We start from the raw sequence: 14,338 nt of genomic DNA on the forward strand, positions 1-14,338 counted from the left end.
AAGAAGTAAGAAGTAAGAAGTAAGAAGTAAGAAGTAAGAAGTAAGAAGTAAGAAGTAAGAAGTAAGAAGTAAGAAGTAAGAAGTAAGAAGTAAGAAGTAAGAAGTAAGAAGTAAGAAGTAAGAAGTAAGAAGTATTGTCGCTTCGAGCTTAATGTCCAGAGGTATTCAATCAGTTGACTCAAATAATCTAGGTAAGGCCAGCTACCACGCCAACCTTACCTTCTACTATTTCTAGTACCTATGATCTTAGGTTACGGGCACCAGAATACGGTCAAATTAATATCAGGATGATTTAATACAGCACGCAGTGGTACTTCATACTCTGAGCCGGGTTGTTTTGCCGCTTCATACACCGCTTTTTTTTCATCACCAGAGATCAATAAAACAGCCGCCTTAGAATTAGCTATTCCTGCCAAAGACAAACTCATGCGCTCGGTGATCTCACCTGTCACTTCGCTTTGATGAGCATTAATTGCGCACACAGTGTTTGTGGTCGTTAATGCGTGTTCTAGGCCATTTGCACTTGGGAATAAACTGGCGGTATGACCATCCGGCCCCATTCCTAAAATGGTTACATCAAACGGCTTTTTCAACGCTGCATAAGCAGACTCACATAGATCAGCGCCTTCTAGTGCTGACACTGCTGCATTCTTCATTGTCACAAATCGAGCATTTGCCGCTTTGTCTTTCAGTAATGTCGACTTAATAAATGCTTCGTTAGACTTTTCGTGATCCGGTTCGACCCAACGTTCATCAACCATAGCAACCGTAATTTTGTCCCAGCCAAGCTCAACACCAGAAAGGTAACGATACGCTGGAGCCGGTGATGAACCACCAGACACTAGCAACACCGCTTCACCGTCTTGCTCAATACCTTGACTGAGCCCAGTTTGAAGTAGCTCTGCAAGCGCTGCTGTCATTTCGTCTTTCGAGTTGAAGTTTCTTTCTGTTAACTGTGCCATTACGCTTGCTCTCCCGCATTGAACCAAACATGTTTGTTTTCTTCAAGCAGTTCATCGGCATCTTCTGGACCCCAAGAGCCAGCACGATAAAGTGACGGAGTCCCTTTACTCTGCCAACGCTCAATGATTGGATCAACCCACTGCCACGCTTGGCGTACTTCGTCACGGTGAATAAATAAAGCTGGGTTATTTGCAGCTGCGTCGAGCATTAAGCGCTTATATGCATCTGAATGATAGCCATTGTTATACTTTTCACTCAATGAGATATTTAGCGTCACTGGCTCTAGTTGCATTTCAAGGTTATCTAGACGCTTAGACATTAGCGTTAATTGAATACTTTCTTCAGGCTGTAATCTTATCACCAAGCGGTTTGGCTGAATTGGACCCGCCGCATCACCATAGACGTTATGAGAAACAGGCTTGTACTCAACCACAATTTCAGCACAACGCTTTTTCATACGCTTGCCTGTTCTTAAATAGAAAGGCACACCAGACCAACGCCAGTTATCAATGTGAGCACGAATAGCAACAAATGTTTCTGTTTTACTCGACCCTTCGCCCAGCTCTTCTAGGTAACCAGGTACCAGCTTACCTTCAAGGTCGCCTGGTACATATTGACCACGCACAACATTATTATCTACATCTGAGTCAATTAGCGGTCTAAGCGCTTCTAATACTTTAAGCTTTTCAGTGCGAATACTGTTGGCATTAAGTTTATGTGGTGACTCCATCGCAACCAAGCAAAGTAGTTGCAATAAGTGATTTTGCACCATATCACGAAGCGCGCCCGCTTTGTCGTAGAAGCCAGCTCGGCTTTCAAGACCTACCGTTTCAGAGATACTGATCTGAATATTATCTATGGCTTTAGCATCCCATAAATTCTCGAACAGTGCGTTTGAGAACCTAAGCGCCATCAGGTTTTGAACCGTTTCTTTACCTAAGTAATGATCGATACGGAATACTTGCTCTTCCGAGAAGAACTCACCGATTTTGGCATTAATTTCTTCTGCAGATTTACCGCAGTAACCAATAGGCTTTTCAACAACTACACGTGATTGCTCTGTGATTAGCCCTTTAATTGACAATAACTCACAACAACGGCCATAAACCGCTGGAGGAAGTGACAAGTAGAACACACGAGACTTATCTTCCCCATCAGCTAAAATATTCTTCAGCTTATCCCAGTGTTCATCTTCTTCTGTAACGTTGACTACCACAGGCACTAAAAACTGTTCAAATGCGGACCAATCTTTCTTGTTGTATTCGCCTTTGCCAAGGTGAGTTTGTAATGCGATATGTGCCGTTTCGATAAATTCTTGTTGTTTGTTTTGTTCACGAACGGTCGGTAAGATGCGAGTGCCTTCAGGTAAGTTACCTTCTTGATATGCACGATACAAGGCAGGTAGGAGTTTGCGAAGTGCTAAATCGCCTCCCCCACCAAAAATTACGATGTCAAAAGGATTAAGCATAATTCACTCTCATTAGGTTAGGCGTGCACTACAAGCACGCAGTGTTTATTCGATTTGGAGCCACTCCAAAGCCTACCAAACTCATTGTGTAACGGGTGATGATTTCGATTGCAATGCACTAGTAATATCAATTCGACTTAATACCTGCTCAATTTGAGGGATTAAGTAAGTTGGTATAAATGAGTCTTAGAAACCTGTATTTCCTCTCACAAAAATACAGGTTCTAAGCACTCCAGCGCTACCCGTTCAAAGGTATTTTGTTTACTTCCAGTTCCACTCGAAGTATTAATTTGTTCTCTTTTGCTTGTAATAAGCGATTAGACCCGCCGTTGAGCTATCATGCGGGTTAGTAACGCCTTCTTGCGTTAGCTCGGCTTCAATATTTGAAGCCAGCCCTTTACCAAGCTCAACACCCCACTGGTCAAATGAGCACACATCCAAAATGATGCCTTGGCAGAAAATTTTGTGTTCATACAAGGCAATTAGTCGGCCCACAGCTTTTGCATCTACCTTATCTAGAATAAATGAAGAGGTTGGACGGTTACCTTGGTGTATTTTATGCGGGATCAACTTATCAATTTCCGCATCCGACTTACCTTTCGCCGTTAAATCGTCACGAACCTGCCGTGCATCTACACCCGCCATCATCGCTTCCGTTTGCGCGAAGAAGTTAGACAGTAAAATATCGTGATGCTGGCCTACCTTGTTTTGCGGCTCAATTGAAGCGATAAAATCAGCCGGTACAATCACATTACCTTGGTGCAAACACTGATAAAAAGCGTGTTGGCCATTTATCCCTGTCATGCCCCAAATAATTGGCACAGTCGTATAGTTTACCTGCTCTCCTGCAAAAGTAACATGCTTACCATTACTTTCCATTTCACCTTGTTGTAAATACGCAGGCAGCATATGAAGCGCCTGATCATAAGGCAAAATCGCTTGTGCTTGATACCCCAAGAAGCTGGTATTCCAAACACTGAGTAACGCCATCAACAGTGGAATATTGTCTTCGTTGTTTGCCGTTTTAAAGTGCTCATCAATTTCAAACGCACCTTCAAGTACTTCGACAAACTTATCGAAGCCTAAATAAAGTGCGATTGGTAATCCTATCGCGCTCCAAAGCGAGAAACGACCGCCAACCCAGTCCCACATCGTAAACACGTTGTCATCGCTAATACCAAACGCTCTGGTCTTCTCAAGGTTGGTGCTCACCGCAACAAAATGCTTGGCGATTGCCGCTCTATCATTTGCAGCATTCAAAAACCACTCAACGGCAGTCTTTGCATTGGTCATGGTTTCAGAGGTTGTGAAGGTTTTTGATGACACGACAAATAGGGTTGTTTCTGCGTCTAAACCTTTTAGTACTGAAGCAATCTGTACACCGTCAACATTCGAGACATAATGCACGTTTAGCGTGTCATCTGCATACGTAGCAAGCGCATCAGTTACCATTTGCGGACCTAAGTTAGATCCACCAACGCCAATCGCAACCACATCTTTTACAGCTTTGCCTGTATACCCTTGCCACTCACCTGAACGAACTCGGTTACTAAATGCTTGTAGTTTTTCTAATTCTGCATTGACTTGTTCAGTAACGTTTACACCATTCACATAAATAGGTGTATTAGCTCGGTTACGCAGTGCTGTATGTAAAACCGCTCGGTCCTCAGTGATATTTATTTTTTCACCTGAGAACATCTTTTCTCGCCAAAGCGCAATATCACTCTCTTTTGCGAGCTGCATCATCTCAGAGAATGTTTGGTCGTCAATGCGTTGCTTGGAAAAGTCGAACAACACACCAGGGATTTGACGAGAGAACTTTTCAAATCTTTGTGCATCGTTTGCAAACATCGTTTTTAAATGCTGCTGCTCTACTCGCTGCGCAGAACTACTGAGCTTTTGCCAACTATCCAAATCTACACGACCACCCATTACATATTCCCCTAAGACGTAAGTGATTGTTAGTTACCTTACTTTTCAGGTAGTAACAACAAAGAAACATTATTAAACAAGCACATTATGTCAAAATGACAACGCTGTCAAATTGCTTCTTTTCAATTTTACATTGCGAATAATAACCTAAAATAAAATTTTTGACACCGGTATCATTCATTTATTTCTGCGAATTGTAGTGCTAAATTCTGTACTTATTAGATAGACTAAGAAAAACAGATGATCCTTTTATTAAGCCGATGGTCGCCTTAGCGGCTAAATATCACAGAAATTGGGCGCTAGCTTCTGCATACATAAAGCGCTACTATTCCTCTGTGCTTAATAATGATCGATACAGACCTGTAAATAGAAGAACAACTACATGAAAGTCACTATTAATGATGTTGCCAAGCTAGCTGGCGTATCTATGAAAACCGTATCGCGGGTAATCAATAAAGAACCTTCGGTTAGAAAAAAAACCTACGATCAAGTAATGCAGGCTGTCAAAGAGCTTAATTATCAGCCTAATATTGCTGCAAGAAACTTAGCTGGTACTTCTTCATTTGCAATTGGCTTGGTCTACGACAATCCCAATGCGTATTATGTCATTGATATGCAAAACGGGGTGTTATCTCGCTGTAGAGATGAAGGGTATGAGCTCGTCATCCACCCCTGTGAATCCAATTCGGAAAATATGGCCGAAGAATTCGTCACTATGATCAAACGCTCACGTCTTGCAGGTTTAGTCTTGACTCCTCCTCTATCCGAGCAACAAGCCATTATTGATATGCTAGATGAGCTGGGCATTCATTACGTGCGTCTACTTTCAGGCCGAGCGCAAGAAGCGGAAAGTAGCGCAAATAACTGTATCTTTGTTGACGACTACGCTGCTGCCTATGAAATTACCGAGCATCTGATCCAACTTGGGCATAAAAAAATTGCTTTTGTACTTGGTGATGAAGAGCATAAATCAACTGCAGAGCGACTAGCTGGATATCGAGATGCCCTAAAAGCACACGATATAAAACAAGATGATACACTGCTCTATCACGGCACGTACTCATTTGAATCTGGAGTAAAAGGCGCTAAAGCACTGCTGGCCGATGGCAATCCAAACCAAATCACTGCGATTTTAGGTGGTAACGATGAGGTTGCAGCTGGGGCTTTATTTGCTGCGCGGCTGATGAATATAGAGATCCCGGGTCAATTGTCTATCAGTGGCTTTGAGGACTCTCCATTCTCCCGTCAAACTTGGCCAAAGCTTACGACTGCACATCAGGCTAACAACATTATTTCTGAACATGCTGCGCGTCTATTGTTTTCTAAAACACGTGGACATCGAAAAAATGATAAAGAAGTCTCACATGTGTTCACACCGAGCATGGTGGTTCGTGAAAGCACGGGTAGAGTCACACAATAACTACTTATTTATAGTCGGCTCATGAGCCGACTAACATCAAAAAACTTCACTATTTCACCAATAGTTCTTCACTCTTACTCGACCATGCATTGATCAGCGCCTTGACCAGAGATGCAAGTGGAATAGCAAAGAATACCCCCCAAAACCCCCATAAACCACCAAAAAATAATACTGCAACAATAATATAAACAGGGTTAAGATCCACAGCTTCTGAAAACAATAACGGCACTAAAACATTACCATCTAATGCTTGAATAATGCCGTACGCGATGAGAATGGTCCAAAATTCTGGCGCTAGACCAAATTGAAACAAAGCTACTGCGGCAACGGGTAAGGTAACGAGTGCAGCACCAATAAATGGGATAAGTACAGAAAGTCCAACCAATGTCCCCAGTAATGCGGCATAGCGTAAATCCAAAATAGAAAAGGTCACAAAGCTCACTACACCAACGATGACAATCTCAAAAACTTTACCACGAATATAATTCATGATTTGTTGGTCCATCTCGTGCCACACTTGTGAAATGAGCTTTCTGTCCTTGGGTATAATTTTTGAAATTCCAGATGTAAGCTCTGACTTGTCTTTCAACATGAAAAAAGCAAGCAGTGGCACTAAGACCAAATAAATCATCCATGCGACAACGTCTTTTAATGAGGTTAATGAGGCTGAGACAATAACTTCGCCAAGCTCTAGCAATTTACTTTCCACAGAGCTCACAATTGCCTGTACCTGAGTTGTAGAGATCAGCGTCGGGTAGTATTCAGGTAAATGTAAAAGGAAGTCCTTACCCTCTTCTACCATGGTTGGACTTTCTTGGAGCAAGTTACTTAACTGTTGCCACAGAACAGGAACGATACCAAATACCAGCCCCAAAGCGACGCCCACAAATACCGCCATTACGACTACTGCTGATAACATCCTACTGCCAGTCACTCGGGTGAGCTTATTCACTGGCCATTCAAGTAAATAGGCGATCACAATTGCGACCAGTACCGGCATGACATAACTGCCAAAAAAGTACAGCAAAGCAACTGTGGCAACTAGCATCAACAATAGCGTGACGGAATGTGGATCTGAAAACTTTTTGATGTACCACGCTTTTACTAACTCAAACATCCATGATCTCCAAACACACTTCACCGCTTTCAATTTCAATAATTTGGTAACTCACCGAGTTACCATCCAAATACTTTTTGATATCTAACAAGCTCTGATCCTGACTCATCAGCAATTTTAGTTTGCCTAGAGTATAGTCATGGCGCTTTAACCGCCACTTAAACTGAACAAATAATGCAGGACAGGTAAATTCTCGTAGATCATGTACAAATTTTGTCGTCTTGTCTCCACACAAATCACTCAATGCGGTAGCCCTCAAGGCGTTGATGGTTTATTCTTAATAGCATACTCTACTTTTTGGGAATCTTAATGCCAGGCGTTAATAATAAGGCCCGATTGCCAGCCAATCCAACACTAAAAGAAATAAATTGGTACAAAAAGCAAATTAATTGGGGAGAACTTCCGCCTTTTTATCACCTTGTCGCCTCAGCGGTAAGTGAATGTGAAGGTCTGCTCCATCACGGCTTTGACAATGCGGTAAAGCGTTTGCTAGATAAGCGAAATTGGAATATAGAACTATTAGGTGGTTATGAAGATGACAGTGGCATAATTCACTGTGACAATAAACCTCAAATCGCGTTACATCAAGCATTTACTGACAGAGGTTTTGAGCTTTGGGCTTACCCAATAGCCAAAGGCACCAAGATTGATGCCTATGTTAAAGACAATCGTTTTTTGGAGTTTCGAGTATGGGATCCGCATACGATGAAAAACTTACTGCGCATCAACCAGCTCCATAAATTCATTGCGTTTTACTTTGAACGCGGTGATATAGCTGACAAAGCTCTGATACTTCATGCGCACAAAGTGCTGCATATGACAGTGACGTTTTTGCAAAAAGAATTGAACATCACTAGTGTTGCTGGGGTCTCAATAAAAGATTTTTACCAACTTTGTGAAAAAGATGCTCGAGCATGCAATGATGAAGTCGACTTAGCTAGGATCATGCTCGGAGAAGACCTTAAAAGGGATTAAAATGCGGTTAAAACCCCTATTAAATTCAATCGTTTTAACATTTGCGCTCGCTGCATCAAGCAGCGCTATTGCACAAACAGAACTGAAACTACCAGATTTAGGCACTTCAGCTCTCCAAGTACTACCTATTGAAAAAGAACAAGCGATCGGCGAAGTCATGATGATGCAGCTGCGCTCGCGCTCCCCAGTGGTTGGCGATCCGGTACTTGAAGAGTACTTAACCAGCCTAGGCAATCGCCTCGTCGCCAATGCTAATGATGTACGCTTTCCATTTACCTTTTTTTGGATAAATAACAAAGATATTAATGCCTTCGCTTTTTATGGAGGCCACGTTGGTGTACATACGGGACTCATTGCGCAATCCGATAATGAGAGTCAATTAGCATCCGTTATTGGCCACGAAATTGCGCACGTTACCCAACGTCATTTAGCACGCCGCGTACAAAACGCAAAAGACAACAGCGCCTTGACCATAGCGGGGCTTATTACTGGTATTTTGGCAACCGTTGTTGCCCCAGATGCGGGTATCGCCATTTTATCCGCAAGCCAGACCCAGTCTTCATTGAACCAACTAACGCATAGCCGAAAAGCCGAGCAAGAAGCCGACCGATTTGGTATGAATACACTACATAAAGCAGGCTTTGACCCCTATGCGGCCAGTGAATTTTTAACTAAGCTCTCGGATCAAATTCGTTTTAAAAATAAGCCCCCTGCATTTTTGCTTACGCACCCGTTACCTGACAGTCGAGTATCGGACGTTAGGCTTAGGGCACAACAATTCGAGAAAAAGCATTATCCCTCAAGCCTTTCCTACGCGTTAGCTAAAAGCCGTGTGCTTGCACGATACTATTATTCAGAAGATGCTGGTGAAGCCTTTTTCAGAAACTCTTTAAAGCGCTCAGCAGAACTCGACAAGCGCCCGCTACAATACGGATTAGCAATTACGTTACTCGATCAAAAAAAATACGAGGAAGCTGGCAAACTATTGGATGAGTTGTTAGAAAAAGATCCGAATAACCTGTTTTATCTTGATGTGTATACCGATTATTTAATTGCGACAGAGCATTCTGGCAAAGCGGTTGAGATGCTTCAAGCTCAACATCAACTCAGACCCAATAACCAAGTTATCACGCTAAACTATGCCAATGCCGCAATAAAAGCAAAACAGTATGAAGTTGCCGAGCAATTGCTTAAGATCTTTTTGCTTGAGAAACCGGATCATATTCTCGCCCGTGATTTACTCACACAAGCCTACGAAGCCCAAGAAAACAAGGCGGCTTACCATGAGTCAAAAGCGAGTGTCTATGCCCAGTATGGTGCATTTAATAAAGCAGCAGACGAAGTCCAGCGTGCACTCAATCATGTCGAAGATAACGAAGATATCAAGCGTACCAGATTAAAAGCACTACTTAGCCAATACCGTAATATGCAAAAAGAAATCGCTAAGCTGTAGGCTTAGCGATTTCTTACAGCAATAGTAAAAACGTATTTAAGCCAATTTTCTCGCACATCGCTTTTCGTCATCTCTACATTAAGCTATGATCCGCTTACATTACGACTTAGAGCAAAATAGAGCGAAATCATGTCAGTAGAAATCTATCACAACCCGCGTTGTTCAAAATCACGTGAAACCCTAGCTTTACTAGAGTCCAATGGCGTTAATCCTACCGTTATTGAATACCTAAAGACGCCAATCGATAGTGACACTTTGGCTAATTTACTTTCTAAACTTGGATTTAGTTCTGCTCATCAGCTTGTACGTAGCAAAGAAACGCTCTACAAAGAGCTTGGACTATCGAAAGAGTCGGATGAAGCGACACTGCGCACTGCCATGCTTGAAAACCCTAAACTGATTGAGCGTCCTATCGTTGTTAAAGGTGATAAGGCGGCGATTGGCAGGCCTCCAGAGTCGGTGCTTAATATCCTGTAATGAGTAAAATTCTTATTTTATACCACTCCAGTCATGGCTCTGTGGCAAATATGGCGCACGAATTTGCAGACACCATAGTGTCACAAGGTGGTGAAGCCATAGTGCGCGTATTTGAGAAGCGCCAAGACCATGATGTGATCGTAACAAAGCAAGACTTAGTAGCATGCGACGGGTTAGCGTTCGGTACTCCAACACGCTTTGGCATGATGGCAGCCCAAGCGAAAGCGTTTTGGGAAACCACCAGCGATTTGTGGCTTAAAGGCACGCTCATCGATAAACCAGCCTGCGTATTTTCGTCTTCAAGCAGTATGCACGGTGGCAACGAGGCTACCCTACTCAACCTCTCCTTACCGTTATTACACCACGGCATGATGTTGTTAGGTATCCCCTATGATGTTCCAGAGCTTTTGGCGACCGAAATGGGCGGAACGCCTTACGGTGCAACACATGTTGCGGGCAGCCAAAACAATGTTTCACTCACTCAAACAGAAATCAAAATTTGTCGTGCAGCAGCGAGTCGACTGCTACGCGTCGCGGAAAAGTTAACATGAATGAAATTGCAAAAAAGCCCATCACTAGACGCTTTCAACGCTTTGCGCTAGTCGGGTATTTTGGTCTTTTGATCCTGATGCCACTGTGGCTCTTTGTGCTTGCACCAAGAGAAGGTTACAGCTTGGGCTTTGTCTTTGTGGTGTACGTTTTACCTTTATTACTCCCGCTTAAAGGTATTTTACAAGATAAGCCATACACTTATGCGTGGGCAAACTTTGTCGTAATGTTTTATTTTATCCACGGCTTTACCCTTTTGTGGACATCTCCAGACGAGCTATTGTTAGTCCTGCTTGAGATTGGCTTTGCAACGTCCATGTTTATTGGTTGCACTTACTATGCAAGACACAGAGGCCAAGAGTTAGGGTTGAAGATCCGCAAGTTAAAAGAAGACCTTGCTGACGAAAAGGCAGCGCACGAGCATAAAGAGCCATAATCTCGCTCGCATAACTCCATTAAAAAAGCGCAGTCTTCAATGAAGTAACTGCGCTTTTTAGCATCAATCCGTCAGCTTAGTTCGTCACTGTAAGCTACTGCAACGATAGTACGGCTATCAACACCAATACTGAAAACAATACCTGCACACCAATACTAAGCCATGCTAACGCATTTACCCCGATCAGTGACCAAGGCGTTGAGCTGTTTGGGTATAGAGGGTTGCTGCGTTTACGCCTCGCAAAAACAAAAATTGCGATAGAAGCTGCCGTAGTGACAAGTGTTGCGATGGTTTTTTCATCCACCTCATCAGTAAAGAATAAAAATAACTGCAGTGGTAGCAAAATAGCAGCAAAGGCATAAAGAATATGGACAGTTTTTATTTTTTGATACTTTGCCTCATTAGAAAGCTCGATAATACCGTGCTGCTCAAATGTTTGCTTAGAAGTAAGCGCCTGATTTTTCATAGCCACACGGTAAGGGGTGTCGCCATGAATATCCGCAAGCGTCGGGTCATCACCATGTTCAAAAATCATTTCGATCATAGCTGCAGAGTTCGATGCCGCCGCATAGTGCATTAAGTTCCTGCCCGATTCGTCCAATTCATTTACTTTATGGTGCGGCAACATGGTTTCAACCGCGTTCACAAAGCCATTTTCAACCGCTAACATAATCGCTGAGCGCCCACTGCTATCTCTCGCAGTTCCTGTCGCGCCCTGCGTGACTAAGGTGATAATCGCTGATTGCTTCACCTGTTGTTGGGTTAGCTGGAACAATAGCGCTTGTTCCAAAAGACCCGTTACTTCATCTTTGTCACACATAGTGCAAAGCAGCTCAAAAGTCTGCTGTCCATCCAGCAAACTATCTGTTGCTAGTTTAGCCGTGGCTGCTCGGTCAAGCAGACAAGTATCAATATGAGTCAATAGTGCCGCATGTGTTGCCTCCGAGCTGTTGCACCACAGAGAAACAATTTCTTTCGCGCTAAACTTAAGCCCTTTCTCCAGTAGCCATATCAGCGTTTTTTCATAATGTTTGTCACAGAGCAACTCTACAAACGATAAGCTTTGCTCTTGCACCTGAGCTTGAATATTAGAGTACTGGCCAAGACGCTGAATGAGTGTTTTTATTAGCTCATCCTGATCAGTATCATTTTCCTCAATGTGTTGAATTACGCTATTAACGTATTGACGCTGTTTATCGTCATAGTCATCAATATGCTGAAAATAACAGGCTTCGAACGGCTCTAGCGGTCGTAACCAAGCGAGGTAAAATAAAGGAGGTAGAACAGTGGTCGTTACGCCCTGCTCATCTTTCATTTGTTGGCAATTCGGCCATGCCTCTATGGCATCTAGAATGTAAGCACCGTTTTGTTCGATTAACCCCTTTAACAGCATGGGATACTGAGCAGGCCAAATTAACACTTGTTCCATGAATGCGCTATTATCCTCAGAATGTAAATATATGCAGCATAATTATCGCGAAATGACTAGGTGGTGAATAATATCAACAGTCGCGCTAAAATGCTCACCTATTTCAGGACAAATTTAAAAAATAAAGCTTTTTTGAGGAGCTAGAATGGGCAATCAATTAGAAACATGGCAAGTGGTCTTGATCATTGCTGGCGTGTTAGGGGTGATTTGGAGCAATATTGCGTTGTTAAAGTATTCCGCCAAATTTGAAATGAAAAAGAAAATAGACGAGCAAACGGCACCTTTTGACAAAGATAAAGTAACATCCAAAAACAACACGCCTCAAAACAATCCAAAAAAGGATGAAGATTGAAGCATGTTGCGACGTTAGACGTGCTGACTAATCATTCATCCACATTTGAAATTTAATCGCACATCATAAGGCTTACCGAGCGCACCATCGGCTATTCCTCCACCTATGGTCATTGCAGCCCCTGCATCATCGACACTATTTCGACCAAAAATCCACATCGCCATACCGGCAGCCTCAACGGCGTTAGCTACGCCTTTTTGCGTGATATAAGTACTCTCAGGCGTATCGCTGTTATAAATGATATCTAGATTCACAACATACGCGACCATATCAGCTTGTTTGCAATAGTGTCTAGCCTGCTTTAATGCTTCTTTACTACCCGCATCACGGCTGTCGGAAAATAACATAATATTATGCACACCATCAGACGATGGACGCACATCATCATGATGAGCACACCCAGATAACCAAACCGCTAAACCAACACTTAATAGAATTCTTTTCATCACACTCTCCTATTCATTAAGCGCAAGCTTAGAGGTTATTTCGGTTTAGTTCCGTTAGTCATTGTTTAAATTTGTAGTAAGCGACACGGTTGACCAATCACTGAGCTCACTTAACTTCCACGTCCACCCAAACTAAACGGTGATCGGAGCTGGCATGACGACTTTCCACTAAACGGAATAATTCGTCTTCTTTGCTTGGCCAGAAAACCCCGCTGCTAAGTACTTGAAAGCCGAACTTGGATGGTAGTACGTAATCTACGCGTGCCCCCCAATGTGCGGTATAACTGCGACTCGCACTTCCCTTGCTATGTTCACTTCCGCCTCTACTCGTTGGCGCTAAGTCCGAAAACACTCTAGGGTTATCTAATAATTGCTCTATCACACCGGGTCTATGTTTATCCCCTGTATCGGCAGCATTTAAATCACCGACAATGACAAATCGTGTATCATTTTTAAGGCCACCTTTAACGCCATTATCATCATAAATGTACTGGCTACGTTTAGGGTCGATATAATCGGCCATTAAACGGATCTCATCGTGATTTCTGTTGCCATTTCTATCCTCTTCACCATCAAAGACTGGAGGCGTTGGATGCATCGCCAACAGGCGAAACAATTTACCGTTCACTTCAATTGGCAGATCCCAGTGAGATTTTGAGCTTAGTCTCAAATTTTTCCACTCTTGCTCACTATACCAAGGCTGTTTCGTCACAGGGTCTGTTGTGACCTTATGGTCTGGCATATCTTTCCAAAGAAAGGTCTGCAGAGTTCGGGCCTGCTCTTTTTTAATCGGGTACTTTGACAGTACAACCATCCCATATTGCCCCTCATATAAACCAAACCCTTGGGCATCACCGCCATAACTAGATTGCTTGCCGTCATTATCTAAATCATACGGTGTTGGTAATCCAGTATTGACTGGCGCAATATAAAAGTAAGGATACGATATCGGCTGCTGATCCGCTTGAGGTTGTGCTAGATAGTTATTTACAAATGCCCGTACACCTTTATTTGGTTCAGCGATGTAATCAAATTCATTAAGTAGAATCACATCTGGGCGAACACGCTGAATGATTTCTGCAATATTCTTGATTTGTTGATGTTGACCATTCTGTAGCAGTTTACTGAGCTTTTGAGAGTCCAGTGCTTTCCCTTTTTGTTGATAGTTCGTTGCTTCCATACTGACATTAAAGGTAGCAACACGAAGTGTTTGTGCATTTACGACCGTTGTCATTAATAAAAAAAGTAGACCTACGTATCTCATAGACTTGCCTTAAAAAATTGTGATAAATCCCGCGTCGCCTATTTTATTCATAATCCT

15 protein-coding genes are annotated in these 14,338 nt (G+C 42.8%); 7 read left to right on the forward strand and 8 right to left on the reverse strand.

What is annotated here, in order from left to right:
• Positions 1-251: 251 nt before the first annotated feature.
• The 3 genes from pgl to pgi all read right to left on the reverse strand — a co-directional run bounded on the left by pgl (position 252) and on the right by pgi (position 4,363).
• Complete coding sequence (gene pgl / locus L1271_RS12840) at positions 252-962, reverse strand: 6-phosphogluconolactonase (protein ID WP_010606511.1); 711 nt, start codon at positions 960-962, stop codon at positions 252-254.
• Positions 962-2,431 (reverse strand): glucose-6-phosphate dehydrogenase, encoded by a 1,470-nt coding sequence (gene zwf, locus L1271_RS12845; RefSeq protein WP_206471635.1) that lies wholly within the window; start codon positions 2,429-2,431, stop codon positions 962-964. Before zwf ends, pgl begins: the two co-directional genes overlap by 1 nt.
• 285 nt (positions 2,432-2,716) lie before the next feature.
• Entirely contained in the window at positions 2,717-4,363 is a 1,647-nt protein-coding gene (gene pgi, locus L1271_RS12850) for a glucose-6-phosphate isomerase (RefSeq protein WP_235368012.1), read from the reverse strand.
• Between the two features lie 382 nt (positions 4,364-4,745).
• Between pgi and L1271_RS12855 the strand changes: the two genes are divergently transcribed.
• Positions 4,746-5,783, forward strand: coding sequence for a LacI family DNA-binding transcriptional regulator (locus L1271_RS12855; protein WP_174170951.1), 1,038 nt, complete (start codon positions 4,746-4,748; stop codon positions 5,781-5,783).
• Between the two features lie 49 nt (positions 5,784-5,832).
• Here L1271_RS12855 and L1271_RS12860 read toward each other — a convergent pair whose 3' ends face one another.
• Both L1271_RS12860 and L1271_RS12865 read right to left on the reverse strand, forming a co-directional pair.
• Entirely contained in the window at positions 5,833-6,900 is a 1,068-nt protein-coding gene (locus tag L1271_RS12860) for an AI-2E family transporter (RefSeq protein ID WP_235368013.1), read from the reverse strand.
• Entirely contained in the window at positions 6,893-7,144 is a 252-nt protein-coding gene (locus L1271_RS12865) for a hypothetical protein (RefSeq protein ID WP_010375515.1), read from the reverse strand. Before L1271_RS12865 ends, L1271_RS12860 begins: the two co-directional genes overlap by 8 nt.
• 65 nt (positions 7,145-7,209) lie before the next feature.
• Here L1271_RS12865 and L1271_RS12870 point away from each other — a divergent pair, with 65 nt between their 5' ends.
• The 5 genes from L1271_RS12870 to L1271_RS12890 all read left to right on the forward strand — a co-directional run bounded on the left by L1271_RS12870 (position 7,210) and on the right by L1271_RS12890 (position 10,790).
• Entirely contained in the window at positions 7,210-7,875 is a 666-nt protein-coding gene (locus L1271_RS12870) for a hypothetical protein (protein ID WP_010606506.1), read from the forward strand.
• Position 7,876: 1 nt separating this feature from the next.
• Complete coding sequence (locus L1271_RS12875) at positions 7,877-9,328, forward strand: beta-barrel assembly-enhancing protease (RefSeq protein ID WP_102056568.1); 1,452 nt, start codon at positions 7,877-7,879, stop codon at positions 9,326-9,328.
• Positions 9,329-9,457: 129 nt separating this feature from the next.
• On the forward strand, positions 9,458-9,805 hold the full coding sequence (gene arsC / locus L1271_RS12880) for an arsenate reductase (glutaredoxin) (RefSeq protein WP_010606504.1): 348 nt from the start codon (positions 9,458-9,460) through the stop codon (positions 9,803-9,805).
• Entirely contained in the window at positions 9,805-10,356 is a 552-nt protein-coding gene (gene wrbA, locus L1271_RS12885; RefSeq protein ID WP_102056566.1) for an NAD(P)H:quinone oxidoreductase, read from the forward strand. Before arsC ends, wrbA begins: the two co-directional genes overlap by 1 nt.
• Positions 10,353-10,790, forward strand: a complete 438-nt coding sequence (locus tag L1271_RS12890) for a DUF2069 domain-containing protein (RefSeq protein ID WP_102056565.1) — start codon at positions 10,353-10,355, stop codon at positions 10,788-10,790. Before wrbA ends, L1271_RS12890 begins: the two co-directional genes overlap by 4 nt.
• A 94-nt stretch (positions 10,791-10,884) precedes the next feature.
• On the opposite strand, the gene L1271_RS12895 is transcribed toward L1271_RS12890, so the two are convergent.
• Positions 10,885-12,219, reverse strand: a complete 1,335-nt coding sequence (locus tag L1271_RS12895; protein WP_235368014.1) for an ankyrin repeat domain-containing protein — start codon at positions 12,217-12,219, stop codon at positions 10,885-10,887.
• Positions 12,220-12,364: 145 nt separating this feature from the next.
• Between L1271_RS12895 and L1271_RS12900 the strand changes: the two genes are divergently transcribed.
• Positions 12,365-12,571: a DUF2897 family protein gene (locus L1271_RS12900; RefSeq protein WP_010606500.1), complete on the forward strand. Its 207-nt coding sequence runs from the start codon at positions 12,365-12,367 to the stop codon at positions 12,569-12,571.
• A 35-nt stretch (positions 12,572-12,606) separates the two neighbouring features.
• On the opposite strand, the gene L1271_RS12905 is transcribed toward L1271_RS12900, so the two are convergent.
• On the reverse strand, positions 12,607-13,017 hold the full coding sequence (locus L1271_RS12905; RefSeq protein ID WP_017218873.1) for a hypothetical protein: 411 nt from the start codon (positions 13,015-13,017) through the stop codon (positions 12,607-12,609).
• Between the two features lie 106 nt (positions 13,018-13,123).
• Positions 13,124-14,281, reverse strand: coding sequence for an endonuclease/exonuclease/phosphatase family protein (locus L1271_RS12910; protein ID WP_102056562.1), 1,158 nt, complete (start codon positions 14,279-14,281; stop codon positions 13,124-13,126).
• Positions 14,282-14,338: the final 57 nt, after the last annotated feature.

Source organism: Pseudoalteromonas sp. OF5H-5, from assembly GCF_021530695.1.
Taxonomy (GTDB): Bacteria; Pseudomonadota; Gammaproteobacteria; order Enterobacterales; family Alteromonadaceae; genus Pseudoalteromonas.

What these genes read in the sequence shown, in the direction of transcription:
- pgl (WP_010606511.1), bottom strand. Translation starts at nt 962, where the DNA reads ATGGCACAGTTAACAGAAAGAAACTTCAACTCGAAAGACGAAATGACA.
- zwf (WP_206471635.1), bottom strand. Translation starts at nt 2,431, where the DNA reads ATGCTTAATCCTTTTGACATCGTAATTTTTGGTGGGGGAGGCGATTTA.
- pgi (WP_235368012.1), bottom strand. Translation starts at nt 4,363, where the DNA reads ATGGGTGGTCGTGTAGATTTGGATAGTTGGCAAAAGCTCAGTAGTTCT.
- L1271_RS12855 (WP_174170951.1), top strand. Translation starts at nt 4,746, where the DNA reads ATGAAAGTCACTATTAATGATGTTGCCAAGCTAGCTGGCGTATCTATG.
- L1271_RS12860 (WP_235368013.1), bottom strand. Translation starts at nt 6,900, where the DNA reads ATGTTTGAGTTAGTAAAAGCGTGGTACATCAAAAAGTTTTCAGATCCA.
- L1271_RS12870 (WP_010606506.1), top strand. Translation starts at nt 7,210, where the DNA reads ATGCCAGGCGTTAATAATAAGGCCCGATTGCCAGCCAATCCAACACTA.
- L1271_RS12875 (WP_102056568.1), top strand. Translation starts at nt 7,877, where the DNA reads ATGCGGTTAAAACCCCTATTAAATTCAATCGTTTTAACATTTGCGCTC.
- arsC (WP_010606504.1), top strand. Translation starts at nt 9,458, where the DNA reads ATGTCAGTAGAAATCTATCACAACCCGCGTTGTTCAAAATCACGTGAA.
- wrbA (WP_102056566.1), top strand. Translation starts at nt 9,805, where the DNA reads ATGAGTAAAATTCTTATTTTATACCACTCCAGTCATGGCTCTGTGGCA.
- L1271_RS12890 (WP_102056565.1), top strand. Translation starts at nt 10,353, where the DNA reads ATGAATGAAATTGCAAAAAAGCCCATCACTAGACGCTTTCAACGCTTT.
- L1271_RS12895 (WP_235368014.1), bottom strand. Translation starts at nt 12,219, where the DNA reads ATGGAACAAGTGTTAATTTGGCCTGCTCAGTATCCCATGCTGTTAAAG.
- L1271_RS12900 (WP_010606500.1), top strand. Translation starts at nt 12,365, where the DNA reads ATGGGCAATCAATTAGAAACATGGCAAGTGGTCTTGATCATTGCTGGC.
- L1271_RS12905 (WP_017218873.1), bottom strand. Translation starts at nt 13,017, where the DNA reads ATGAAAAGAATTCTATTAAGTGTTGGTTTAGCGGTTTGGTTATCTGGG.
- L1271_RS12910 (WP_102056562.1), bottom strand. Translation starts at nt 14,281, where the DNA reads ATGAGATACGTAGGTCTACTTTTTTTATTAATGACAACGGTCGTAAAT.